Origin of the sequence: Stutzerimonas azotifigens DSM 17556 (assembly GCF_000425625.1) — a bacterium.
GTDB classification, from domain to species: Bacteria; Pseudomonadota; Gammaproteobacteria; order Pseudomonadales; family Pseudomonadaceae; genus Stutzerimonas; species Stutzerimonas azotifigens.
Genome location: NZ_KE384409.1, coordinates 91056 through 114235, shown reverse-complemented (window position 1 = coordinate 114235; position 23180 = coordinate 91056). Strand labels below are relative to the sequence as shown.

At 66.6% G+C, this 23180-nt stretch carries 22 protein-coding genes and 1 pseudogene; 15 read left to right on the top strand and 8 right to left on the bottom strand.

The genetic code is table 11. From position 1 onward, the window contains the following. The first annotated feature begins 78 nt into the window (after positions 1–78). Both guaB and guaA read left to right on the top strand, forming a co-directional pair. Positions 79–1548 (top strand): IMP dehydrogenase, encoded by a 1470-nt coding sequence (guaB, locus tag H610_RS0112450; RefSeq protein WP_028239975.1) that lies wholly within the window; start codon positions 79–81, stop codon positions 1546–1548. A gap of 102 nt (positions 1549–1650) precedes the next feature. Then, entirely contained in the window at positions 1651–3231 is a 1581-nt protein-coding gene (guaA, locus tag H610_RS0112445; protein ID WP_028239974.1) for a glutamine-hydrolyzing GMP synthase, read from the top strand. 139 nt (positions 3232–3370) lie between these two features. Here the strand turns inward: guaA and H610_RS0112440 are convergent, their stop codons facing one another. After that, positions 3371–4003, bottom strand: a complete 633-nt coding sequence (locus H610_RS0112440; protein ID WP_028239973.1) for a TetR family transcriptional regulator — start codon at positions 4001–4003, stop codon at positions 3371–3373. 346 nt (positions 4004–4349) lie between these two features. Between H610_RS0112440 and H610_RS0112435 the strand changes: the two genes are divergently transcribed. The 3 genes from H610_RS0112435 to H610_RS0112425 are packed head-to-tail and all read left to right on the top strand — an operon-like array spanning position 4350 to position 7142. After that, positions 4350–5006 carry an O-methyltransferase gene (locus H610_RS0112435; RefSeq protein ID WP_028239972.1) on the top strand — a complete coding sequence of 219 codons (657 nt, stop codon included), beginning with the start codon at positions 4350–4352 and terminating at the stop codon, positions 5004–5006. Between the two features lie 31 nt (positions 5007–5037). Next, the gene (locus H610_RS0112430) at positions 5038–5916 is read left to right on the top strand and encodes an SDR family oxidoreductase (protein WP_028239971.1); all 879 of its coding nucleotides are present in this window, start codon (positions 5038–5040) and stop codon (positions 5914–5916) included. Then, complete coding sequence (locus tag H610_RS0112425; RefSeq protein ID WP_051231722.1) at positions 5913–7142, top strand: arabinose transporter; 1230 nt, start codon at positions 5913–5915, stop codon at positions 7140–7142. The genes H610_RS0112430 and H610_RS0112425 overlap by 4 nt, the downstream gene beginning before the upstream one ends. 71 nt (positions 7143–7213) lie before the next feature. On the opposite strand, the gene H610_RS23840 is transcribed toward H610_RS0112425, so the two are convergent. Then, positions 7214–8359 (bottom strand): winged helix-turn-helix domain-containing protein, encoded by a 1146-nt coding sequence (locus tag H610_RS23840; protein WP_408054996.1) that lies wholly within the window; start codon positions 8357–8359, stop codon positions 7214–7216. Between H610_RS23840 and H610_RS26005 the strand changes: the two genes are divergently transcribed. Continuing rightward, entirely contained in the window at positions 8258–8473 is a 216-nt protein-coding gene (locus tag H610_RS26005; protein ID WP_236614295.1) for a hypothetical protein, read from the top strand. The genes H610_RS23840 and H610_RS26005 overlap by 102 nt on opposite strands. Positions 8474–8827: 354 nt before the next feature. On the opposite strand, the gene H610_RS0112415 is transcribed toward H610_RS26005, so the two are convergent. Genes H610_RS0112415 through H610_RS0112390 form a run of 6 tightly spaced genes read right to left on the bottom strand, consistent with a single transcriptional unit; the run spans position 8828 to position 14028 of the window. Further along, positions 8828–9568, bottom strand: coding sequence for an amino acid ABC transporter ATP-binding protein (locus H610_RS0112415; RefSeq protein ID WP_028239969.1), 741 nt, complete (start codon positions 9566–9568; stop codon positions 8828–8830). A gap of 7 nt (positions 9569–9575) precedes the next feature. Continuing rightward, positions 9576–10304 carry an amino acid ABC transporter ATP-binding protein gene (locus tag H610_RS0112410; RefSeq protein WP_028239968.1) on the bottom strand — a complete coding sequence of 243 codons (729 nt, stop codon included), beginning with the start codon at positions 10302–10304 and terminating at the stop codon, positions 9576–9578. Next, positions 10301–11803, bottom strand: coding sequence for an argininosuccinate lyase (gene argH / locus H610_RS0112405; RefSeq protein ID WP_028239967.1), 1503 nt, complete (start codon positions 11801–11803; stop codon positions 10301–10303). Before argH ends, H610_RS0112410 begins: the two co-directional genes overlap by 4 nt. An 18-nt stretch (positions 11804–11821) precedes the next feature. Then, positions 11822–12505: an amino acid ABC transporter permease gene (locus tag H610_RS0112400; protein ID WP_028239966.1), complete on the bottom strand. Its 684-nt coding sequence runs from the start codon at positions 12503–12505 to the stop codon at positions 11822–11824. Positions 12506–12512: 7 nt separating this feature from the next. Beyond that, entirely contained in the window at positions 12513–13175 is a 663-nt protein-coding gene (locus H610_RS0112395; RefSeq protein WP_028239965.1) for an amino acid ABC transporter permease, read from the bottom strand. 13 nt (positions 13176–13188) lie between these two features. Further along, positions 13189–14028, bottom strand: coding sequence for a transporter substrate-binding domain-containing protein (locus tag H610_RS0112390; protein WP_028239964.1), 840 nt, complete (start codon positions 14026–14028; stop codon positions 13189–13191). A 205-nt stretch (positions 14029–14233) separates the two neighbouring features. Here H610_RS0112390 and H610_RS0112385 point away from each other — a divergent pair, with 205 nt between their 5' ends. The 9 genes and pseudogenes from H610_RS0112385 (at position 14234) to cas2 (ending at position 22955) form a co-directional block, all read left to right on the top strand. After that, positions 14234–15142, top strand: coding sequence for a LysR substrate-binding domain-containing protein (locus H610_RS0112385; RefSeq protein ID WP_028239963.1), 909 nt, complete (start codon positions 14234–14236; stop codon positions 15140–15142). A gap of 234 nt (positions 15143–15376) precedes the next feature. Further along, positions 15377–15853 (top strand): annotated as a pseudogene (locus tag H610_RS26000) (CRISPR-associated endonuclease Cas3''); the annotation flags it as partial. Positions 15854–16373: 520 nt separating this feature from the next. Then, a complete protein-coding gene (locus tag H610_RS25995) occupies positions 16374–17612 on the top strand; it encodes a CRISPR-associated helicase/endonuclease Cas3 (protein ID WP_236614301.1) in 1239 nt (412 codons plus the stop codon). A 26-nt stretch (positions 17613–17638) separates the two neighbouring features. Further along, positions 17639–18313, top strand: coding sequence for a type I-C CRISPR-associated protein Cas5c (cas5c, locus tag H610_RS0112375; protein WP_028239962.1), 675 nt, complete (start codon positions 17639–17641; stop codon positions 18311–18313). Further along, entirely contained in the window at positions 18310–20109 is a 1800-nt protein-coding gene (cas8c, locus tag H610_RS0112370) for a type I-C CRISPR-associated protein Cas8c/Csd1 (RefSeq protein ID WP_028239961.1), read from the top strand. The genes cas5c and cas8c overlap by 4 nt, the downstream gene beginning before the upstream one ends. Continuing rightward, complete coding sequence (gene cas7c, locus H610_RS0112365) at positions 20106–20972, top strand: type I-C CRISPR-associated protein Cas7/Csd2 (RefSeq protein ID WP_028239960.1); 867 nt, start codon at positions 20106–20108, stop codon at positions 20970–20972. The genes cas8c and cas7c overlap by 4 nt, the downstream gene beginning before the upstream one ends. A gap of 16 nt (positions 20973–20988) precedes the next feature. Next, on the top strand, positions 20989–21621 hold the full coding sequence (gene cas4 / locus H610_RS0112360) for a CRISPR-associated protein Cas4 (protein ID WP_028239959.1): 633 nt from the start codon (positions 20989–20991) through the stop codon (positions 21619–21621). Beyond that, positions 21618–22652, top strand: a complete 1035-nt coding sequence (cas1c, locus tag H610_RS0112355; RefSeq protein ID WP_028239958.1) for a type I-C CRISPR-associated endonuclease Cas1c — start codon at positions 21618–21620, stop codon at positions 22650–22652. The genes cas4 and cas1c overlap by 4 nt, the downstream gene beginning before the upstream one ends. A gap of 12 nt (positions 22653–22664) precedes the next feature. After that, complete coding sequence (cas2, locus tag H610_RS0112350) at positions 22665–22955, top strand: CRISPR-associated endonuclease Cas2 (protein ID WP_028239957.1); 291 nt, start codon at positions 22665–22667, stop codon at positions 22953–22955. The last annotated feature ends 225 nt before the right edge of the window (positions 22956–23180 follow it).

Here is a 23180-nt window from a genome sequence, read left to right as displayed (position 1 = left end):
CGGCCGCGCGCAGATTGAGACGTCAGGCCCGCGTGGGTATAATGCCGCGCTTCCTTTTTCCCGCCTGGGAGCCCCGCCATGCTGCGCATCAGCCAAGAAGCCCTGACCTTCGACGACGTTCTCCTGATTCCAGGATATTCCGAAGTCCTGCCCAAGGATGTCAGCCTCAAGACCCGCCTGACCCGCGGCATCGAGCTGAACATTCCGCTGGTGTCGGCCGCCATGGATACCGTGACCGAAGCCCGCCTGGCCATCGCCATGGCGCAGGAAGGCGGCATCGGCATCATCCACAAGAACATGAGCGTCGAGCAGCAGGCGGCCGAGGTGCGCAAGGTCAAGCGCCACGAGACGGCGATCGTCCACGACCCGGTGACCGTCAGCCCCGACACCAAGATCAGCGAACTGCTGCGCAAGGCCGACGAGCTGGGCTTCTCCGGCTTCCCGGTGGTGGCCAACCGCGAGGTGGTGGGCATCGTCACCGGCCGCGACCTGCGTTTCACGCCGAACGCCGGCGACTCGGTGGCGGCGATCATGACGCCGAAGGAAGAGCTGGTCACCGTGCTGGAAGGCACCGGCCTCGAGGAGATCAAGGCCAAGCTGTACGAACACCGCATCGAGAAGATGATCGTGGTGGACAAGAATTTCCAGCTGCGCGGCCTGGTGACCTTCCGTGACATCGAGAAGGCCAAGACCTATCCGCTGGCGTCCAAGGACAGCCAGGGCCGCCTGCGCGTCGGCGCAGCGGTGGGCACCGGTGCCGATACCGCCGAGCGGGTCGAGGCGCTGGCCGCCGCCGGAGTCGATGTCATCGTCGTGGACACTGCGCACGGCCATTCGCGCGGCGTGATCGAGCGCGTGCGCTGGGTCAAGGAGCAATTCCCGGACGTGCAGGTGATCGGCGGCAACATCGCCACCGCCGAAGCGGCGCTGGATCTGGTCAAGGCGGGCGCCGACGCGGTCAAGGTCGGCATCGGCCCGGGCTCGATCTGCACCACCCGCATCGTCGCCGGTGTCGGCGTGCCGCAGATTTCCGCCATCGCCAACGTCTCCGCCGCGCTGGAAGGCACCGGTGTGCCGATGATCGCCGACGGTGGCATCCGCTTCTCCGGCGACCTGTCCAAGGCGATCGTCGCCGGCGCCAACGCGGTGATGATGGGCTCGATGTTCGCCGGTACCGAAGAGGCCCCGGGCGAGGTCGAGCTGTTCCAGGGCCGCTCCTACAAGGCCTATCGCGGCATGGGCTCGCTCGGCGCCATGGCGCAGGCGCAGGGCTCGTCGGATCGCTACTTCCAGGATTCCGCCGCCGGCGCCGAGAAGCTGGTGCCCGAAGGTATCGAAGGCCGCGTGCCGTACAAGGGCGCACTGGCTGCCATCATCCACCAGCTGATGGGCGGCCTGCGGGCCTCCATGGGCTACACCGGCAGCGCCACCATCGACGAGATGCGCACCAGGCCGCAGTTCGTCCGCATCACCGGCGCCGGCATGGCCGAGTCGCACGTGCATGACGTGCAGATCACGAAAGAAGCACCCAATTACCGCGTAGGTTAATCGGCTTTTCGCTGGAGGCTGGAGGCTGGAGGCTGGACGATCACGCTTTTTCGTTCAGCCTCCAGCCTCCAGCCTCCAGCCATTTATTCAGGTGAAGAACAAATGGCCCATCCCGACATTCACGCCCACCGCATCCTGATCCTGGATTTCGGTTCGCAGTACACCCAGCTGATTGCCCGTCGCGTGCGCGAGCTGGGTGTGTACTGCGAGCTGCACCCGTTCGACATGGACGAGGACGCGATCCGCGCCTTCGCGCCGCGCGGGATCATCCTCGCCGGCGGTCCCGAGTCGGTGCACCAGGAAGGCAGCCCGCGCGCGCCGCAGGTGGTGTTCGACCTGGGCGTACCGCTGTTCGGCATCTGCTACGGCATGCAGACCATGGCCGAGCAGCTCGGCGGCAAGGTCTCGGGCTCGGACATCCGCGAATTCGGCTATGCGCGGGTCGACCTGGTGGGCAAGTCGAAGCTGTTCGACGGCATCGAAGACCACATGGACGACGACGGCGTGTTCGGCCTGGACGTCTGGATGAGCCACGGCGACAAGGTCAGCAACCTGCCGGAAGGCTTTCACATCATCGCCAGCACGCCGAGCTGCGCGATCGCCGCCATGGGTGACGAGTCGCGCGCCTACTATGGCGTGCAGTTCCACCCGGAAGTGACCCACACCAAGCAGGGCGGGCGCATCCTGTCGCGGTTCCTGCTGGATATCTGCGGCTGCGAGGCGCTGTGGACGCCGTCGAACATCGTCGAGGACCTGGTCGCCCAGGTCCGCGCCCAGGTGGGCAACGCCAACGTGCTGCTCGGCCTGTCCGGCGGGGTCGATTCCTCGGTGGTCGCCGCGCTGCTGCACAAGGCCATCGGCGACCAGCTGACCTGCGTGTTCGTCGACAACGGTCTGCTGCGCCTGCACGAGGGCGACCAGGTGATGGCCATGTTCGCCGAGAACATGGGCGTGAAGGTCATCCGTGCCGACGCCGAGGCGCAGTTCCTCGGCAACCTCGAAGGCGAGGCCGACCCGGAGAAGAAGCGCAAGATCATCGGCCGCACCTTCATCGACGTGTTCGACGCCGAGGCCAGCAAGCTGCACAACATCCAGTTCCTCGCCCAGGGCACCATCTACCCGGACGTGATCGAGTCCGCCGGCGCCAAGAGCGGCAAGGCCCACGTGATCAAGTCGCACCACAACGTCGGCGGCCTGCCCGAGGAGATGAACCTCAAGCTGGTCGAGCCGCTGCGCGAGCTGTTCAAGGACGAGGTGCGCAAGATCGGCCTGGAGCTCGGCCTGCCGTACGACATGGTCTACCGCCATCCCTTCCCGGGCCCGGGCCTTGGCGTGCGCATCCTCGGCGAAGTGAAGAAGGAATACGCCGACCTGCTGCGCCGCGCCGACGACATCTTCATCAGCGAGCTGCGCAAGGCCGACTGGTACCACAAGGTCAGCCAGGCGTTCGTGGTCTTCCAGCCGGTGAAATCGGTGGGCGTGGTCGGCGATGGCCGGCGTTATGCCTGGGTGGTGGCGCTGCGCGCGGTGGAAACCATCGACTTCATGACCGCGCGCTGGGCGCACCTGCCCTACGAGCTGCTGGAGACCGTCTCCAACCGCATCATCAACGAGATCGAAGGCATCTCCCGGGTGACCTACGACGTGTCGAGCAAGCCGCCGGCGACGATCGAGTGGGAGTGAAGCCGGAACGCTCCGAAGGACGATCGCCAGCCGGCGGAACAGGCTGGCGGTAGAGGAATGGGCAGGCCGGGATCGGACCTGCCCATTCGTCCTTCAGCCTCCGGAATATGCCGCCAGGACCGTTGGCGGCGTCTGTCCCTCAACTTCCCTGAAGGCGCACGAGGTAGGCGCAGAACATGTCGGCCATCGCGTCGGCGTAGACCTCGATCTCCGCCGGGCTACGCGGCGTCTCGGAAAAGCGCTTGCCCACGGTGCTCAGCGTCGTGGTGATCAGGTCGCAGGCCAGCGACCGCGTGGCCGTGTCCGCCCTGGGCAGCAGTTCCTCCATGAACAGCGCGACCGCCCGATCCGCCGGCGCTCGTATCTGCTGCGCTTCCGGCGCATCGCGATAGAGCGGGGCGGCGTCATTGAGCGCCACACGCATTTCGGCCTCGTCGCATTCCGAACGGATGAAGGCACGGACCATCGTGCGCAGGCGCTCGAGCGGCGGCGTGTCGATGTCCTCGAGGATGCGCTGCAGCATCCCGGTGGTTTCCTTCCACTCGTCCGTTTGCAGCCGAAAGAGAATCGCTGCCTTGTTCGGGAAGTACTGGTACACCGATCCAACGCTGACGCCTGCCTTCTCGGCAACCCGTGCGGTGGTGAAACGGGTGGCGCCTTCCTGAGCCAGTACCTGGACCGCGGCCTGGAGTATCGCCGCCACGAGTTCGGTCGAGCGGGCCTGTCGGGGTTGTTTCCGAGAGGAAATCTGCGGGTGGCGGTGATCGGTCATGGGGCGCGCAAATACGTAAGTGGCAGTGAATGGACGCCATCGTACCTTCATTGCGATGGATCAGTCGCATTTTCGTCGCAGTCGCCGCCGTTCCAGGGCGCGCAAGGACGTCGGCGCCGTGGCAGTGCAGGTCCGCGTTCCTGAGGAAAATCTGAACAACCGCTCCCGGGTAAGGTGAGGGCGAGCGGTGTATACCAGGGGGGCCGCGGGTGATGAGGGCTTGCAGGGTGAAGCGAAAACGCGAACCCCCATGCGAATAACGAAATGCGAATGATTGGTCGTATTCTGTCCCTCGACGCGCTGGGTAAATCGCGCTTCGCCTCTCGCTTCCAACCGGACGGCTCTCATGACCACGACACTGACCACCCCTGCGCTGGCGGCCTTGCTGGATCGCCTGTTCACGCAGGCCGACACGGCGACCAGCCCGGCGCTGGCCGGGATCTCCCCCGAAGAGCGGGAGCGCCTGATGCACAGCAAGACCGAATACCTGGACTTCTACGGGCGCCTGAAGGACCTCTGGCTGCCGGTCTCGCGCGAGACCGGCGCGCTGCTCTACATGCTGGCGCGCAGCACGAACGCGCGGAACGTCGTCGAATTCGGCACCTCGTTCGGCATTTCCACCCTGCACCTGGCCGCGGCGCTGCGCGACAACGGCGGTGGCCGCCTGATCGGCAGCGAGTTCGAGCCGTCCAAGGTGGCGCGGGCACGGGCGCATCTGGCCGAAGGCGGCCTCGCCGACCTGGTGGAGATTCGTGAGGGCGATGCGCTGCAGACGCTGGCCAGCGATCTTCCGGACGCCATCGACCTGCTGCTGCTCGACGGCGCCAAGGCGCTCTACACCGACGTGCTCGCGCTGGTGGAAAGCCGGCTGCGACCGGGCGCGCTGATCGTGGCCGACAACGCCGACTGCAGCCCTGACTACCTGGCGCACGTGCGCGCCTCCGGCGGCTACCTGTCCGTACCGTTCGGCGAGGACGTGGAGCTGTCGATGCGCCTCGGCTGAGCCGAACCGACTTTCAATTCGGAGAATTCACATGCACATCTTTGTCACGGGCGCCACGGGGTGGGTCGGATCCGCTGTGGTCGGAGAGCTGGTCGGTGCCGGCCACCAGGTCACCGGACTGGCCCGTTCCGACGTCAAGGCCGCCGCGCTCGCCGCGGCCGGCGCGCAGATCGTACGGGGCACGCTCGACGATCTCGAGACGCTGCGCGCGGTCGCCTCGAGGGTGGACGCGGTGATGCACACCGCTTTCAACCACGACTTTTCCCGGTTTCTGGAGAATTGCGAACAGGATCGCCGGGTGATCGAGGCGCTGGGCAGCGCCCTGGAAGGATCGAACCGCCCGTTGCTCGTGACCTCTGGCCTGTCGGGGCTGGCGCGGGGAGCAACCGAGTCGGACCGGCCCGATCCGAGCGCGCCGCGGAAATCCGAAGCGACCGCACGGGCCTTGGCCGAACATGGCGTGCGCGCGGCGACGGTTCGCCTCGCGCCCTCGGTCCACGGCCTCGGCGATCATGGCTTCGTCCCGATCCTGGTCCGGCTGGCGCGAGAGAAGGGCGTATCGGCCTACCTCGGCGAGGGCCGGAACTGCTGGTCGGGCGTGTACCGGCAGGATGCCGCGCGCGTCTACCGGCTGGCCCTCGAGCAGGGCGTGAGCGAGTCGGTGTACCACGCGGTCGCGGACGAGGCCGTGCCTTTCAAGGCGATCGCCGAAGTGGTCGGCCGCCGCCTCGGCCTGCCGATCGAGCCGCGGGCGCGCGAGCATTTCGGCTGGTTCGCCGGCATGGCTGGCGCGGACATGGCGGTATCCAGTGCGCGCACGCGCGAACTGCTCGACTGGAAGCCGGAAGGCCCGGGCCTGCTCGCCGATCTTGACCAGGCGGGCTACTACGCAGGCGGACCACGCACATGACGCAAGCCCCTCTTCAAGCCTCGCCGGCTTCGGACGCCTCTGCCGCCCCGGCAACCAATGTATTCCTGAGACTGTTTCCCATCACCCTGGCAGTGTTCATCGGCTTCCTCACCATCGGCATGCAGTTGCCGGTGCTGCCGTTGCACCTGCACGAAACGCTGGGCATGGGGACGCTGGTGGTGGGGGCGGTCATCGGCGCGCAGTTCGTCGCGGCGCTGCTGTCCCGCCCCTGGGCGGGCAATTTCGCCGACATGCGCGGGGCCAAGCGCGCCGTGATCGCCGGTTTTCTCATGGCAGCCGGCTCCGGCGTGGCTTACCTGGTATCGCTGGCTTTCGTCGCGGTGCCGGCCGTGTCGGTCTGGATACTGCTGGTCGGGCGCATCCTGCTGGCGCTGGGCGAAAGCCTGATCGCCACCGGGGCGCTGGGCTGGGGCATCGGGCTGGTCGGGCCGCAGAACGCGGGCAAGGTGATGGCCTGGGTCGGCATCGCCATGTTCGGCGCCTATGCGCTGGGCGCGCCCGTCGGCGTGCTGGTGAGCACTCATTGGCACTTCGCGGGCATCGCCATGGCCGCGCTGGTCGTGCCGTTGCTGGCGTTGGCGGTGGTCTGGCGCGCGCGTGCCGTCCCACCGTCGGCAACCAGGCGGACGCCGTTCTACAAAGTGCTGAGCGCCGTGTGGGGGCCTGGCCTGGGGTTGGCGCTATCCAGCGTGGGCTTCGGCCTGATCACCGCCTTCATCGCCCTGTTGTTCGCCGCCAGGGACTGGGACAACGCGTCGCTGGCATTTACCGCCTTCGGGTTGGCGTTCATCGGTGCGCGCATCCTCTTCGGACATCTGCCGGACAAGGTGGGAGGCGCACAGGTCGCGCTGGTCTGCGTGATCGTCGAAGCCATCGGCCAGCTGCTGATCTGGAAGGCCGACAGCGCAACCATCGCCTACCTGGGGGCGGCCCTGACCGGGTTCGGCTATTCGCTGGCCTTCCCCGGCTTCGGGGTCGAAGCCGTACGGCGGGCGCCGCCGCAAAGCCGCAGCCTCGCCATGGGCGCCTACGTGGCATTCCTGGACATCTCGCTGGGCATCAGCAGCCCGCTGGCCGGTGCATTGGCCGGCGCACAGGGGATCGCTTCGGTTTACCTGGCGGGGGCAGTCGCCGCCGGGCTGTCGCTGGTCGTCGCCCTGAGGCTGCTGGCCACCGGGCCGTCGAGGGGCGGGCGGGGGGCCTGACCCCGCGCCTGCGCGACCGCTTCCTCATTCACCAGGAGCCGCTACGAATCGCGAGGGCGCCGGCCCGACAGCTACCGGCCGGGCGTCGGTGCGAAGGTGGCGAGGAGAGGGTCGATCGCAGCAGTCGGGGCCACGGCGAGGTTCGGCAGTTCAAGCCAGGCCGCCATCCGGAGAAGCTCATCGACCAGTCGCTCGACCGTACAGTGCGGCGCCTCGGGCTCGACATGCGCCCGCTGGACGATCAGCACGCCGGCCTTGCGATCCGCCTTGAGGTCCACGCGCGCGACGAGCATTCCATCGAGCAGGAACGGCAGCACGTAATAGCCGTGTTCGCGCTTGTGGGCGGGCGTGTAGATCTCGAGCCGATAGCGGAAGCCGAACAGCCTCTCGGTGCGCGGCCGGTGCCAGACGAGCGGATCGAATGGCGAAAGCAGCGCCGCGCCCTCGATCCTGCGGCCGGCCCGCGCATCCCTGTGCAGATAGGCTTGCTGCCTCCACCCGCGCACCTGCACGGGGACGAGGGTGCCCTCGTCGACCAGTTGCCGGATCGGCAACCGCACGTCCGCGGCGGGGATGCGGTAGTAGTCGCGCAGGTCGTCCGCCGTCGCGACGCCGAGCGCCTCAGCCGAGCGGGCGAGAAGCGCCCGTCGGGCGTCCACGCCGCCTGGCGTGCCGAGATCGAGGACCGCACGTGGCAGGACCCGCTCGGGCAGGTCGTAGACGCGCTCGAAGCTGCCCCGGCGGTGCGTCGCGGCGATGAGGCCCGCCCAGAACAACCATTCGAGCGCGTGCTTGGCATCGCTCCACACCCACATGCCTTTGGCGGCTCTGCTGCCCGCCACGTCGGAGGCGGCCAGCGGCCCTTCGGCGCGAATGCGATCGAGCATGGCATCCGCTTCCGCCCGCTTTTCGCCGGCGAAGGGCTCGAGCGGCTTCCAGATGCCCTCGCCGCGAAGCGCGCGGGCCATGCGCCATCGCAGCAGCGGCTGGCAGTCGATCGGCAGCAGCGAGGCCTCATGCCCCCAGTATTCGAAGAAGCGTTTCGGCCTGGCGGCCATCACAACGTCCAGCAGGGTACGGTCGTAGGCACCCAGTCGGGAGAAGAGCGGCAGGTAATGGGCGCGCACCAGCACGTTCACGCTGTCGATCTGCAGCAGGCCGAGCCGGTCGATCGCCCGTCGCAGCTGCGCCGCAGCGATCCGGTCGTGACGGCGCAGGGCATTGAAACCCTGTGCCGTAAGCGCGATGCGACGCGCTTCGGAGAGAGAGATTTCCGGTTTCAGGAGCGCTCCCCCGGCAGTGCGGCGAGCAAGGCCCGTAGGCTCGTCTGAGGCCGCTCCGGCTCTTCCTGCACGGCGAAATGGCCGACGAAGCGAGCGCGCTCGCCTCCGACATCCGTGCTGAGACCCGGGCCCGCCGACCAACCGCCTGTGTCCGGAGCCCGGCTCCGGTCATGGGCTTCTGGCTTCGTCCCGATGCTGGCGAGCCGCTGCTCGGGGATATCGATGGCGTAGGGCCAAACCATGGGTTTTCCTCGCTGGCGCCGCCTCCGCGGGAAGCCCGGCGTGGCAGTCTTCCCGCCGGGCCGATGTGAATCCGCGCTGCCGGCCTTCGCGCAAAGATAGGCCTCGGCGGTCCATGGCGGCAATCGCCGATCCTGCACGGCCGGTTTCGTGCCATCCGGTTCAGTGGATGATCTTCGACAGGAACTGCTGCGCCCGTTCGCTGCGTGCATGGGCGAAGAAGTGCTCGGGCACGGCGCTTTCGACGATCGCGCCGCCATCCATGAAGACCACGCGGTCGGCGACCTGGCGGGCGAAGCCCATCTCGTGGGTGACCACCAGCATGGTCATGCCCGATTCGGCCAGGGTGACCATGGAATCCAGCACCTCGCCCACCATTTCCGGGTCGAGCGCGGAGGTCGGCTCGTCGAACAGCATGACCTTTGGCTCCAGACACAGCGCGCGGGCGATGGCCACGCGCTGCTGCTGGCCGCCCGACAGCTGCGCCGGGTAGCGATCGGCCTTGTCGGCGATGCGCAGTTTCGCCAGTTGCCGCATGGCCCTTTCGCGGGCCGTACGGCGATCCAGCCCCAGTACATGGACGGGCGCCAGCGCGCAGTTGTCGGCGACGCTCATGTGGGGGAACAGATGGAAATGCTGGAACACCATGCCCACGTGCTCGCGCACCCGGGAGATGCTTGCCGGCCTTTCATCGAGGCGGATGCCGGCCACTTCGAGGCGGCCGTTCAGGAAGGGCTCCAGCGCGTTGATGCAGCGGATCAGCGTCGATTTTCCGGAGCCGCTCGGCCCGCAGATCACCAGGCGTTCGCCGGCGGCGACCTGCAGGCTTACGTCCTTCAGGGCGTGGAAGGGGCCGTACCATTTGTTCAGGCCGTCGATCCGGACGATGGGCGTGTCGGGCATGCGGGACTCACTTCAATACGTGGGTGAGGAACTGGCGCGTGCGCTCTTCGCAGGGCGCGGAGAACAACTGGGCAGGCGGCGCGCATTCGACGATCCGGCCGCCGTCGAAGAAGATCACCCGGTCGGCCACTTCGCGGGCGAAGCCCATCTCGTGGGTGACCACCACCATGGTGGTGCCTTCGGCGGCCAGTTCCTTCATCACCTGCAGGACTTCGTTGACGGTTTCGGGGTCCAGCGCCGAGGTGGGTTCGTCGAACAGCATCAGCCGCGGCTGCATGGCCAGCGCACGGACGATCGCCACGCGCTGCTGCTGCCCGCCGGACAGCTCGGCGGGATAGGCGTGCGCCTTGTGCGCCAGGCCCACCCGCTCGAGCAGTTTCATCGCCTGTGCTTCGGCCTCGGCGCGGGCCAGGCCGCGCAGCTTCATCGGCGCCAGGGTCATGTTGCGCAGGATGCTGAGGTGCGGGAACAGGGTGTAGTCCTGGAACACCATGCCGACCTCGTCGCGCAGCCTGGCCAGGGAGTCCCGGCCGCCGTTCGAGCCGCTCAGTACGATGTCGCCCGCGGTGGCCGGCTCCAGGTTGTTCAGGCAGCGGATCAGCGTGGACTTGCCCGAGCCGCTCGGGCCGATCACCACCACCACTTCCCCCTCGTGGATGTCGAGGTCCACGCCCTTGATGACGTCGGCGTCGCCGAAATGCTTGCGCAGGCCTCGTACGCTCATCAGCGTGTTCATGCGCGTGCGAGCTCTTCTATGGCCGTCTGCAGGGCCTGCCGTGCGCGGGCCAGGCGCTCCCGGCGGGCAACCTGCTCGGCGCGTTCGTGCTCCAGGCGCATTCTCGCGGCGTCGATCTGCTCGTGCAGCGCACTGGCCGCGGGGCCGCCCGGCAGCTTGCGGGCGTTGACGTTGCTCAGCGGGTCGAGGGCTTCGCGGATCTGCCGGGCGTCCAGCCCGAGGGTACGGCCGAGCTGCTCCCTGGCAGCCGTTTCGATCATCTCGCCGTCGATACGGTTGGCCGGCAGGCCCTTGTCCATCGCATCGCGAACCACCGCGCCGACCACATGGTGGGCTTCGCGGAACGACAGGTCGGCCGCGCTGACCATCAGGTCGGCCAGCCCGGTGGCCGTGGAGAAGTCCTCGGTGGCCTTGCGCAGGCCCACCTCGAGGTTGGGGCGGGCCGTGCGCAGCACCAGGTCAAGCAGCTTCAGGCACTGCTCGCACTCCTGCGCCGACTCCCAGAAGCCGCGCATGCTCTCGCGGTTGCCGTCGCCGGTATGGGTGAAATTGGTGCCCTTGATGGTGACGGCCGAAGCCACCAGCGAGCCGAGCACCTGGCCGGTGCGCCCCTTCAGGTATTCCAGCACCACGGGATTCTTCTTCTGCGGCATGATGCTGGAGGTGCCGGCGACGCTGTCCGGGAACTCGACGAGCGCGAACTCGTGGGTCGACCAGATGAAGAAGTCCTGCGCGACACGGCTCCAGAACACGGCCAGCAGGGTCATCTGCGCCATGCTTTCCAGCGCGAAATCCCGCGAGCCGACGGCATCGAGGGTGTTTTCCAGATAACCGTCGAAACCCAGCAGCTCGGCGGTGCGCGCGCGATCGATGGCGAAGGGCGTGCCGGCGAAGGCGGCGGCGCCCATGGGGCTGCGGTTCATGCTGTCGAGCGTGGTGGCCAGGCGGATGCAATCGCGCTCCAGGGACTGGGCCACCCCGGAGAGGTAGAACCCGTAGGTGATCGGTTGGGCCGGCTGCAGGTGGGTGTAGCCGGGCATGATCGCCTCGGTGTGTTGCGCGGCGCCGTCCAGCGCGCTCTGGCGTACCTGGTACAGCGCATCGAGCAGATTCATCAGCACGTCGCGGCCACGCAGGCGGTCCAGCGTGGCCAGCAGGTCGTTGCGGCTGCGGCCGATATGCAGGCGGCCGCCGACGTCGGTGCCGACCTGGCCGATCAGGTGCGCTTCGTAGTTGAAGTAGGCGTCTTCGCGCAGGGGATCCAGGGTCACGGCCTGCGGCCCTGTCCTTTCCATGTCCAGCACGCCCCGGGCCAGAGCCGCGGCGACCGCCGTATCGATCAGGCCGCATTCGGCGAGCATGACGATGTGCGCCTTGTTGACGTCGCCGAGATAACCGAAGCCGTCGACGAAACCGGCCAGGCGCGGTGTGTAGATCAGGTCGCAGACTTCCGCTGCGGTGGGTTCCTTCAGCCGGCGGCTGACTTTGGACTGGTGCATGGAGGGGCCTTTTGCGGGTCAGGACTGAGGTTGGGGCAGCCGGGGCTGGCGGCCCAGGCGGCGTTCGAGGTAGCGGCTGAGCCAGGTCAGCGCGCTGCAGATGACGAAGTAGACGAGCAGGACGACGGCGTAGACGGTGAAGGCGGGGTTGACGCCGCCCATCATGGTGCTGCGCTCGATGATGATCTGGCCGACCTTGAGGAACTCGCCGACACCCACCAGCGCGCCCAGCGAGGTGGCCTGCACCAGCAGCGTCAGCAGGCCGGTATAGGCGGGCAGGATGGCTTTCAGCGATTGCGGTACGACGATGTAGAGGTAGATGTGCCATGGGCGCAGGCCCAGGGCCCAGGCGCTCTTCCACTGGTGCCGCGGCACCGAGAGCAGCCCGCCGCGGACGATCTCGATGCCGTTGGCACTGCCCCACAGGGTCAGGCCCAGCGTCACCGCGGCGAAGGGGCTCAGGTCGATGCCCAGCAGCGGCGCGCCGAAGAAGATGAAGAACACGTTGACGATCAGCGGAATCGAGCGGAACAGCTCGACGTAGGCGTGGATCGCCCAGCGCAGCGTGCGGCTCTTCAGCGTCGCCAGCGTGCCGAGCACCGCCGAAATCAGCGTGGTGAACAGCAGGATCACCAGCGCCAGCTTCAGGGTCATGAGCAGGCCCTTGGAGATGAAGCCCCAGTTCTCGATCACGAATTCCATGTCGGCCTCATTGCTGGAAAGGGCGCTGCAGGTGCGCTTCGAGGCGCCCCGCGAGCAGGGCCAGGACCGCCACCAGGGCCAGGTAGATCACGCAGATGGCGGTGAACATCTCGATGGCGCGAAAGTCCGTGGCGATGCGGTCGACGGCGACGAAGGTCAGCTCGGCCAGCCCGATGGTCTGCAGGTAGGCGGAGTTCTTAAGCAGCGAGATGGCCGTGTTGAGCATCGCCGGCAGGCTGACGCGAAAGGCGATCGGTATGGCGATCAGCCGGAAGAACTGGCGCGAGCTCAGGCTGAGTGCCGCGCCGGCTTCGCGCAGCCCCTTGTCGACGGTCGCCAGGCCGCCACGCAGGTTCTCGATCTGATAGGCCCCGGCCCAGAGTGACAGGCACAGGACGCCCGACCAGTACAGCGACAGCTTCAACCCCACGGCCGGCAGGCCGTAGAAGATGAAGAACAGCTGGACCAGGATGGGCGTGTTGCGGATCAGCTCGACATAGAGCGCGACCAGTTGCGTCAGTCCCGGCAGCCTGAACAGCTTGATGCCGGCGCCCAGCACGCCTATCAGCAGCGACAGCAGGATGCTCAGGGCCGAGACCTGCAGGGTCATCCACAGACCGTCGAGCAGGGCCGGCCACTGCGTGAGCAGGTAGTCGAAGTCGAAACTCATGGGAAGCCGCCGCTCAGTGGGATTCTTCGGGCTTCGGCTGCTCGAACACGCTCAGGTAGTAGGCGCGGATGTCTTCCGGCACGTACTGCTCGACCCAGGGGCGAAAGCGTTTTTCCTCGTGCATGCGGGTGACCGCCGCGGAAAGGTAGGTGCGCCATTCGTCCTCGCCCTGGCGCAGCCCGATGGCCGCATCGGAAATCTGGAAGGGTTCTTCGATCAGGCGCACCGAGGGGTCGTTGGCGGTCACCACCACCAGGGTCGCCGCATCATGGGTGTAGGCGTCCGCGCGGCCCTGGCGAAAGCTCTGCAGGGCATCGGCGGCGCTGTTCAGGCGCAGGGTCTTGACCTCGGGCATGCGCTCCTCGAACCACTTGGCCTGCACCGAGCCCTTGAGCGTCGCCAGGGTCTTGCCCTTGAGGTCGGCAATCTTCTCGATGCCGCTGTCCTGGCGCACCAGCACGTCACTGGCGCCCCAGCGATAGGGCTGGGTGAAGTCGATGACGCGTTGGCGCTCGGGGGTGACGCCCAGCGTGGCGATGAGCAGATCGACCTTGCGGCCGAGCAACTGGGGCACGCGGTTTTCCGCCGTCACGCAGGTGAAGGCCACCTTGTCGCGAGAGCCGAAAGCCCATTCGGCGATCTGCCGGGACATCTCGACCTCGACACCAGCGAAATCGCCGTTGTTGTCCTGATAGCCGTAAGGTGGCTGGTCGCAGCGCACGCCGGCACGCAACACGTCCTGCTGGCTGATGGAAGAGGGGACCGGGGGCATGTCTGCTGCCACGGAATGCATGGCGAAGCCAAGCGAGGCGGTGGCAAACAGGACGAACGGAAGCTTGCTGAACAACGACATGGGTATCTCCTGTTTGTTGTTATCGCAATGGGCGAGCGGATGCTCGTACGAACCATGGCAGTTAGGAGTATCGGAACTTATGGGGTGGCCTCGCTGTGCGTTCCGAACACGATTGCGAGTGCCTTGGCTGGAGTTTCAAAGGGAATGGCTCATACTGCAAATGCCAATGCGCTAAGAACCCATACGGAAATGATATGAGGAAGGCGTGAACTTCAAGCAGGTGGAAGCCTTTCGGGCCGTCATGCTGTCCGGCTCCATGACCGCGGCGGCCGAAGCGCTGCATACCTCGCAGCCCAACATCAGCAGGCTGATCGCACAGCTGGAGCGCCAGAACGGCTTCGCCCTGTTCGAGCGGGTCGGCAGCAGGCTGATTCCCACCGACGAGGGAACGGCGTTCTTCAACGAGGTGGACCGGGCGTTCGTCGGCCTGCGCAATCTGGAACACTCGGCCCGGCACATCCGTCAGCTCGGAACCGGGCGGTTGCGGATCGGCGCCGTGCCTTCGCTGTCGCTGACGTTGCTGCCGCGTGCGGTCCAGCGATTTCGCCAGGGCCGCGAGCAGGTCGCCATTTCCCTGCACACCAGCGACTCGACGACGGTTGCCCGCTGGGTCGCCTCGCAGTACTGCGACTTCGGGCTCGTATCCTTCATCGGTGAGGAAACACCTGGCATCCAGGTGCAGCTGATCGGTGACCTGCCTGCCGTGTGCATCTTTCCCAGGGGGCACCGGCTGACGGAACTGGAGCGGGTCGGCATCGACGACCTGGCGGGCGAGGAGTTCGTGTCGCTGGCCCATGACGACGGAACCCGCCGCCGTATCGACCGCCTCTTCCTGCAACATGGCGACCGCCGCAAGCTGAGCCTCGAGGCGCCCTATGCGGCGACGATCTGCGCCATGGTCGGCACCGGGCTGGGCGTCAGTATCGTCAGTCCCCTGGTGGCCCGGGACTATCTGCATGCCGGTGTCGACGCGCGCCCGTTCGCCGCCGACTTCCGCTTCACCAGCTACCTGCTGTATCCCGACCGTCGTCCCAGAAGCAATCTGGGATCGCATTTCGCGACGCTGCTGAAGGCGATCTTCCGCGAGGCGATGGAGGGGCCGGCGTGGGGGTGAAGATGGCAAGGAAGGGGGCTGTCGTGAGCATATACGTGACGGTTGCCGGATAACGGCGCAGATCGTAGTTCGCCTGACACCCAGGTCGCGGGTGACGTTCCTGCACGGTGCTACCCATGCGGGCGCGCCGTAACCCGCTGCAAATGCTTACCTGTTTTTATCAACAGTATTCGACTTGGAGCAGGTTGGGCATAAGGTGGCCATAGGCTATCGCCCAGGGAAGGTACGTCGAACATGGATTTCTTCGCTCACTCGACCGCCCGTGTCGATAAGGTGGATTGGCAGCTGCTTTCCGAACACCTGAGTCAGGTCGGCTCGCTCGCCCGGTTGCGGGGTGATGCGTTCGGCGCCGGCGACATGGCCTGTGTAGCCGGTCTGCTCCACGACCTCGGCAAGTACACCGCGCGTTTCCAGCGCCGCCTCGAAGGCGATCCGATGCGGGTCGACCACGCTACCTGGGGCGCTCAGGTCGCACGAAAGCATTATGGGCAGATTGGCGAACTGCTCGCCTATGGCATCGCCGGGCATCATGCCGGGCTGGCCAACGGCGTGGCGCGGGAGAAGCGCCCGGCCTTGAGCGAGCGCCTGGCCCAGTCTTCCCTCGACGCGCTGCCACCGCTGCTTCCCGTCTGGCAACGCGAGATCGAACTGCCGGACCGGCTGAGCCTGCCGGAGGGCTTCACGCCCGTCCAGGCGCGCGGTGCCTTCCAGCTTTCGCTGTTGGCGAGGATGGTGTTTTCCTGCCTGGTGGATGCCGACTTTATCGATACCGACAACTTTTACCGTCGCATCGAGGGAGAGTCGCCGAGGCCGGAGCGGGAGGGGCCCTCGCTCCAGGCGCTGCGCGAGCGGCTGGAGGTCCATCTGGCGGGATTCTCCCGGGAAGGTGGCATCAACCCGATACGTGCCGGGATTCTCGACCATGTACGTGGCCAAGCCTCCCAGGCGCCCGGGCTGTTCTCCCTGACCGTACCCACCGGGGGCGGCAAGACCCTGGCGTCGCTGGCCTTTGCGCTCGATCATGCCATCGCCCACGGCCTGCGCCGAGTGATCTACGTGATTCCCTTCACCAGCATCGTCGAGCAGAACGCGGCGGTGTTCCGCCGCGCCTTCGGCGACCTCGGCGAGCATGCCGTGCTGGAGCATCACAGCGCCTTTTTCGATGATCCGCGGGCCGAGCCGGAGTCGATGGAGAAGCGGCGCCTGGCCATGGAAAACTGGGGATTCGCCCGTGGTGGTCACCACCGCCGTGCAGTTCTTCGAGAGTCTGTTCGCGGATCGTCCCGCCCGCTGCCGCAAGCTGCACAACATCGCCGGCAGCGTGGTGATCCTCGACGAGGCCCAGATCCTGCCGCTGCCGCTGTTGCGGCCCTGCGTCGCGCTACTGAACGAGCTGGCGCTGAACTACCGGACCAGCGTGGTGCTATGCACCGCGACGCAGCCCACCCTGGGCAAGGCCCAGGGGTTCAAGGAAGGGCTAGAGCAGGTGCGCGAGCTGGCGCCCGAGCCTCCTCGGCTGTACCAGGCGCTGCGTCGGGTCGGCGTGCGGCATGTCGGCGCCCTGGACGACGAGGCGCTGGCCGGCCATCTGCGTCAACGGGAGCAGGTGCTTTGCATCGTCAACAATCGGCGCCACGCGCGGCACCTGTTCGAGGCCATCGCCGAGGAGCCGGGCGCCCGCCATCTGACCACGCTGATGCATGCCCGTCATCGCAGCCGGGTGCTGGAGGAGGTCCGCCAGCGCCTGCATAGCGGCCAGCCATGCCGACTGGTCAGCACCAGCCTTATCGAGGCTGGGGTAGACGTCGACTTCCCCTCCGTGCTGCGTGCCGAGGCGGGGCTGGATTCCATCGCCCAGGCCGCCGGGCGCTGCAATCGGGAGGGCCGGCGCGCGTTGGTCGACAGCGAGGTACTGATATTTTCCAGCCCGGACTGGAAACCGCCGGAGGAGCTGGAACGCTTCGCTTCGGTGTTTTGCAGCGTCGCACGGCGTCATCGCGAGGACCTGTTGTCCCTCGACGCGGTGGAAGCCTACTTCCGTGAGCTTTACTGGCGACTGGGTGAACCCGCGCTGGACAAGGACGACCTGCTCGGCCTCCTCAAGCAGACCAGGGAAGGCTCGCTGCCGCTGGAGACCCTGGCCGCGCGCTTTCGCATGATCCAGACCACCATGAGGCCGGTAATCGTCCCCTTCGACCCGAACAACGACGAGGCCGTACCCGAGGTAGAGGAGGCCTTGCGCGACCTGGAGTACGCCGCCGGTGCCGCGCGCAAGCTGCAGCCTTATCTGGTCCAGGTGCCTCAACAAGGATACGACGCGCTCTGGCGTGCCCACGCCATTCAGCCCGTGGCACCCGAGCGCTACGGCGAGCAGTTCGTGCGGCTGGTCAACCCGAGGCTGTACGACGCGCGGTTCGGGTTGCATTGGGACGATCCGCAGTTTCTGGATGCCGAGCGGCTGCTCTGGTGAGGCCACCTTATAGAGGGAGGTGTTTTATGACTTATGGAGTGAGGCTCCACATCTGGGGCGAACGGGCCTTGTTCACACGGCCTGAGATGAAGGTGGAGCGCGTCTCCTACGACGTGATCACGCCTTCGGCGGCGCGCGGGATACTGGAGGCGATTCACTGGAAACCGGCGATCCGCTGGGTGGTGGACAGCATCCAGGTGCTCAGGCCGATCCGGTTCGAATCGATCCGGCGCAACGAGGTGGGTGGCAAGCTCTCCGCGGCGGCGGTTGGCAAGGCGATGAAGGCCGGGCGAACCGACGGGCTGGTGGCCTATGTCGAAGAGGACCGCCAGCAGCGCGCGGCGACCTTGCTGCGTGAAGTGGGCTACGTGATCAGCGCCCATTTCGAGCTCACCGCCAAGGCGGGCCCGGACGACAGCGTCGGCAAGCATCTGGACATCTTCAACCGGCGCGCGCGACGTGGGCAGTGCTTCCAGGCGCCTTGCCTGGGCACGCGGGAGTTTCCCGCCAGCTTCGCCCTGGTCGAGGAGGGCGCGGAGCCGCCCGAACCGGCCGACGAGCTGCGCGGCGAGCGCGACCTGGGCTGGATGCTGCACGACATCGACTTCGCCAACGGCATGACCCCTTACTTCTTCCGGGCGCGAATGGTCGACGGCCTGATCGAGGTACCACCGGCGATGTCCAGCGAGGTCCGCGCATGATCCTCGCTGCGCTCAACGACTATTACCAGCGATTGTCCGAGGATCCGGACTCGGACATCTCGGCTCCGGGCTACAGCCAGCAACAGATCGGCTATGCCATCGTGCTGTTCGAAGATGGGCGCGTGGCCGATGTGCTCAATCTGCACGACGAGAGGGGCAAAAAGCCGGTGGCGCGTTCGATGAGCGTGCCGCAGCCGGAGAAGCGCACCGCTGGCGTCAAGGCCAACTTTCTCTGGGACAAGACCAGTTATGTGCTGGGCGTCAGTGCCAGCAGCAAGCGCAGCGTCCAGGAGCATGACGCCTTCAAGACTCGGCACCGCGAGGCCCTAGCGGGAACCGACGATCCGGGACTCAAGGCGCTGCTGGCGTTCCTGGAGGCCTGGACGCCGGAGCGCTTTCACGACGAGCCCGCCTTCGTCTCTTACGGTGAGGCGATGCTGGACGCCAACATGGTCTTCATCCTCGACGGCGAGCGGGGCTACCTGCATGACCGGCCGGCGGCGCAGGCGGTCTGGGCACGATTGCAGGGAGGGGCCGCCGGCAGCCAGGAGATGTGCCTGGTGACCGGGGAACGGGCGCCTATCGCTCGGCTGCACCCGGCGATCAAGGGCGTGAATGGCGCGCAGAGTTCCGGCGCGTCAATCGTTTCGTTCAACCTGGAGGCCTTCAAATCGTACGGCAAGGACCAGGGCGCCAATGCGCCGGTCTCCGAATCGGCGGCCTTCGCCTACACCACCGCCCTGAACCACATGCTGCGACGCGATCCGCAGAACCGCCAGCGCCTGCAGATCGGCGACACCACGGTGGTGTTCTGGGCCCAGGCACCGGAAAAATCCCAGGCCGAGGCGGCCGAAGACGTGTTCGCCGCCTTCTTCGACCCGCGCGAGGATGACCTGCGGGCCACCGGGCAATTGCAGGCGGTAATGGAGCAGGTGCGCCGCGCCCGTCCGCTGCGGGAGCTGGGTGCCGGGCTCGAGGACGGCACGCGGATCTTCGTGCTGGGGCTGGCGCCCAACGCGTCGCGCCTGTCGATCCGTTTCTGGGAGACCGACACCCTTGCGCGCTTCGCCATCCGGCTGGCGCAGCATTACGACGATCTTGAGCTGCTGCCGTCGCCGTGGCGATATCTCCCATCACCGCGTTCTCTCGCCCGCGCCGCCGCGCCGCTCTACGACGGCAAGGCCAAGGACGAGGACGTCCCACCATTGCTGGCCGGCGAACTGACCCGAGCCATTCTGGCCGGGACCCGCTATCCCCAGAGCCTGCTCGGCGCCCTGGTCATGCGGTTTCGCTCGGACGGCGTCATCAACGGTACGCGTGTGGCGCTGTGCAAGGCCGTGCTGGCGCGTAACGCCCGCCTGAATCAATGGAACACCCACAAGGAGGTCTTCGTGAGTCTCGATACCCGCAACGCCGATTCGGGCTACCTGCTCGGGCGGCTGTTCTCCTGCCTGGAGAACATCCAGCGCGCCGCGCTGGGCAAGCAGATCAACGCCACCATCCGTGACCGCTATTACGGTGCGGCCTCGGCCACGCCGGCCAGCGTCTTCCCGATGCTGGTGCGCAACGCCCAGCATCACCTCGGCCGCCTGCGCAAGGACAAGCCCGGGCTCGCGGTGAACCTCGAGCGGGACGTCGGCGAGATCATCGACCTGCTCGGCCCGGCGTTCCCCCGGGCGATGGCGATCGAGGCACAGGGGCACTTCGCCATCGGCTATTACCACCAGACCCAGGCCCGCTATACCCGCGCCGAGGCGCAGGACGCCACCGAAGAAGACCAAGGAGATACCGAATGAGCGCCATCGCCAACCGTTACGAGTTCGTCTACCTGTTCGACGTCACCAATGGCAACCCCAACGGCGACCCCGACGCCGGCAACCTGCCGCGGCTCGACCCGGAAACCAACAAGGGCCTGGTCACCGACGTGGCACTCAAGCGCAAGATCCGCAACTACGTGGCCCTGGAGAAGGAGGGCGATCCGGGCTATGCGATCTACATGCAGGAGAAGTCGGTACTGAACAACCAGCACAAACAGGCCTATGCCGCCCTGGGTATCGAGCCGGAAGCCAAGAAGCTGCCCAAGGACGAAGCCAAGGCCCGGGAGCTGACGACCTGGATGTGTGCGAACTTCTTCGACGTGCGTGCCTTCGGTGCGGTGATGACCACCGAGGTGAACGCCGGCCAGGTGCGCGGCCCGATCCAGTTGGCCTTCGCCAGTTCCATCGAGCCCGTGCTGCCGCTGGAGGTGTCCATCACCCGCGTGGCGGTGACCAACGAAAGGGATCTGGAAAAGGAGCGCACCATGGGCCGCAAGCACATCGTCCCCTACGGACTGTATCGGGTACATGGCTTCGTTTCCGCCAAGCTGGCCGAGCGCACCGGCTTTTCCGAGGATGACCTGGCGCTGTTCTGGCGGGCGCTGACCAACCTGTTCGAACACGACCGCTCCGCCGCACGGGGGGAGATGGCGGCCCGCAAGCTGATCGTCTTCAAGCACGAGCACGCGATGGGCAATGCCCCGGCCCACCTGCTGTTCGACAAGGTTCGGGTCGAGCGCAGTGGGTCAGCGGAGGCCCCGGCGCGCGGCTTCGGCGACTATCGGGTCAGTGTGGATGCCGAGTCGCTGCCCGCTGGCGTCAGCGTCACGGAGCTCTTCTGACCTCTGGAGCTCGGCCATGGATGACGACGAGCTGATTCCGATCTCCGCCCTGCAGCACTATCTGTATTGCCCGAGGCAGTGCGCGCTGATCCATATCGAGCGGCTCTGGGCGGAGAGCCGGGAAACGGCCGAAGGGCGCCTGCTACACGAGCGCGTCGACCAGCCCCAGGTCGAGCGCCGCCGTGGTGTGCGCACGGTGACCGCCATGCCCTTGCTGGAACCGACGCTCGGTCTGGTCGGGGTGGCGGATCTGGTGGAGTTCCATGCGACGAGCCAGGGCGAACAGGCGTTTCCGGTGGAATACAAGCGCGGCCGCCCCAAGGCGCACCGTGCCGACGAGGTCCAGCTATGCGCCCAGGCGCTGTGCCTGGAATCGATGCTGGGCGACCGGGTGCCGGCCGGCGCGTTGTTCTACGGCAAGACGAGACGCCGCAAGGATGTGATCTTCGATGACGCCTTACGCGAGCTGACCCGTGCAGTGATCGCGCAGACCATCGCCATGTTGCGTACAGGACGTACGCCAGGCGCCGTCTATCAGGCGCGCCGCTGTGATGCCTGCTCATTGCTAGATCTCTGCCAGCCACACTGGCTCGAGCACGGGCAAGGCGTGACCGACTGGCTTCGAAGCCAACTGGAGGATCAAGGATGAGGCGCCAGCTGAATACCCTGTATGCCACCACCGAGGGCGCCTGGCTGCGCAAGGAGGGCGAGAACATCGTCATGGAGGTGGAGCGGGCGGTCCGTGCGCGACTGCCGATCCACATGCTGGAAAGCCTGGTCTGCATCGGGCGCATGGCGGTGTCGCCACAGCTCCTGGGCTACTGCTCCGAGAAAGGCATCAGCATCTGCTACCTGACTCCACAGGGGCGCTTCCTGGCGCGGGTCGAGGGCCCCGTATCCGGTAACGTACTGCTGCGCCGCGAGCAGTATCGTCGCAGCGACGATCCGGCGAAATGCGCCGCCATCGTGCGCAACCTGCTGATCGGCAAGGTGCACAACCAGCGCGCGGTGCTCGCCCGCGGATGGCGCGATCATGGCGAGAAGCTGAGCGATGCGTCCGCTTTCCAGCATGCTTTGAAAAGACTCAAGCGAATCGCCCAGCGCATGCTGATCGAAACGGATACGGACGTGCTGCGGGGCTTGGAAGGGGAGGCCGCGCAGGCCTACTTCGGGGTATTCGACCAGTTGATCCGGATCGACTCGCCCCTGCTGCGTTTCGGCGGTCGCAACCGGCGGCCGCCCCGGGACGCCTTCAATGCGCTCTTGTCGTTCCTTTATACCCTGTTGACCCATGACTGCCGTTCCGCGCTGGAAACCGTCGGGCTCGATCCGGCGGTAGGCTTTCTGCACCGCGACCGTCCCGGGCGCCCGAGCCTGGCGCTGGATCTGGCCGAGGAGTTTCGTCCGCTCCTGGGCGAGCGCCTGGCGCTGTCGCTGATCAACCGTCGGCAACTGGGCGAGCGCGATTTTCGCACCTTCGACAACGGCGCCGTACTGCTCGGCGAGGACGCGCGAAAGACGGTGCTGGTGGCCTACCAGGAGCGCAAGCGCGAGGAGCTGCGCCATGTCTTCTCGGGAGAAAAGCTCGACATCGGCCTGCTGCCCTACGTCCAGGCGCAACTGCTGGCGCGTCACTTGCGTGGCGACCTGGATGCCTATCCGCCGTTTCTCTGGAAGTGAGGTGTTCGCCCGATGATGGTTCTCGTCAGCTACGACGTCAGCACGATCAGCAAGGGCGGTGAAAAGCGCTTGCGGCGGATCGCCAAGGTCTGCCGCGATTACGGTCAGCGCGTGCAGTTCTCTGTTTTCGAGCTGGAGGTGGATCCCGCGCGCTGGGTATTCGTCAAGCAGCGCCTGTGCGACCTGATCGACCCGGAGGTCGACAGCCTCCGCTTCTACCACCTCGGCCAGAACTGGCAACACAAGGTCGAGCATGTCGGCTCCAAGCCGGCCCTTGATCTCAACGGCCCCCTGATCCTCTGAGCGAACCCCAAGCGTCCGGCGAAACCCCGGCAGGTTCGCATTGCCGGCGAACACCGGTGGTCACTGGCTTGCGCTCCGCTGGACTGTCCTTGCCCATGCGCCTGAGCGTCTTCTCGGTTGAGGTTCGCGTTTCGAAGCCGTTTTCTTCTTTGCTGCCGTTGCGTTACAAAGGGGCCGTCACGCCCCACGCGGGCGTGTGGATTGAAACCTGTTGAATACCTTCTT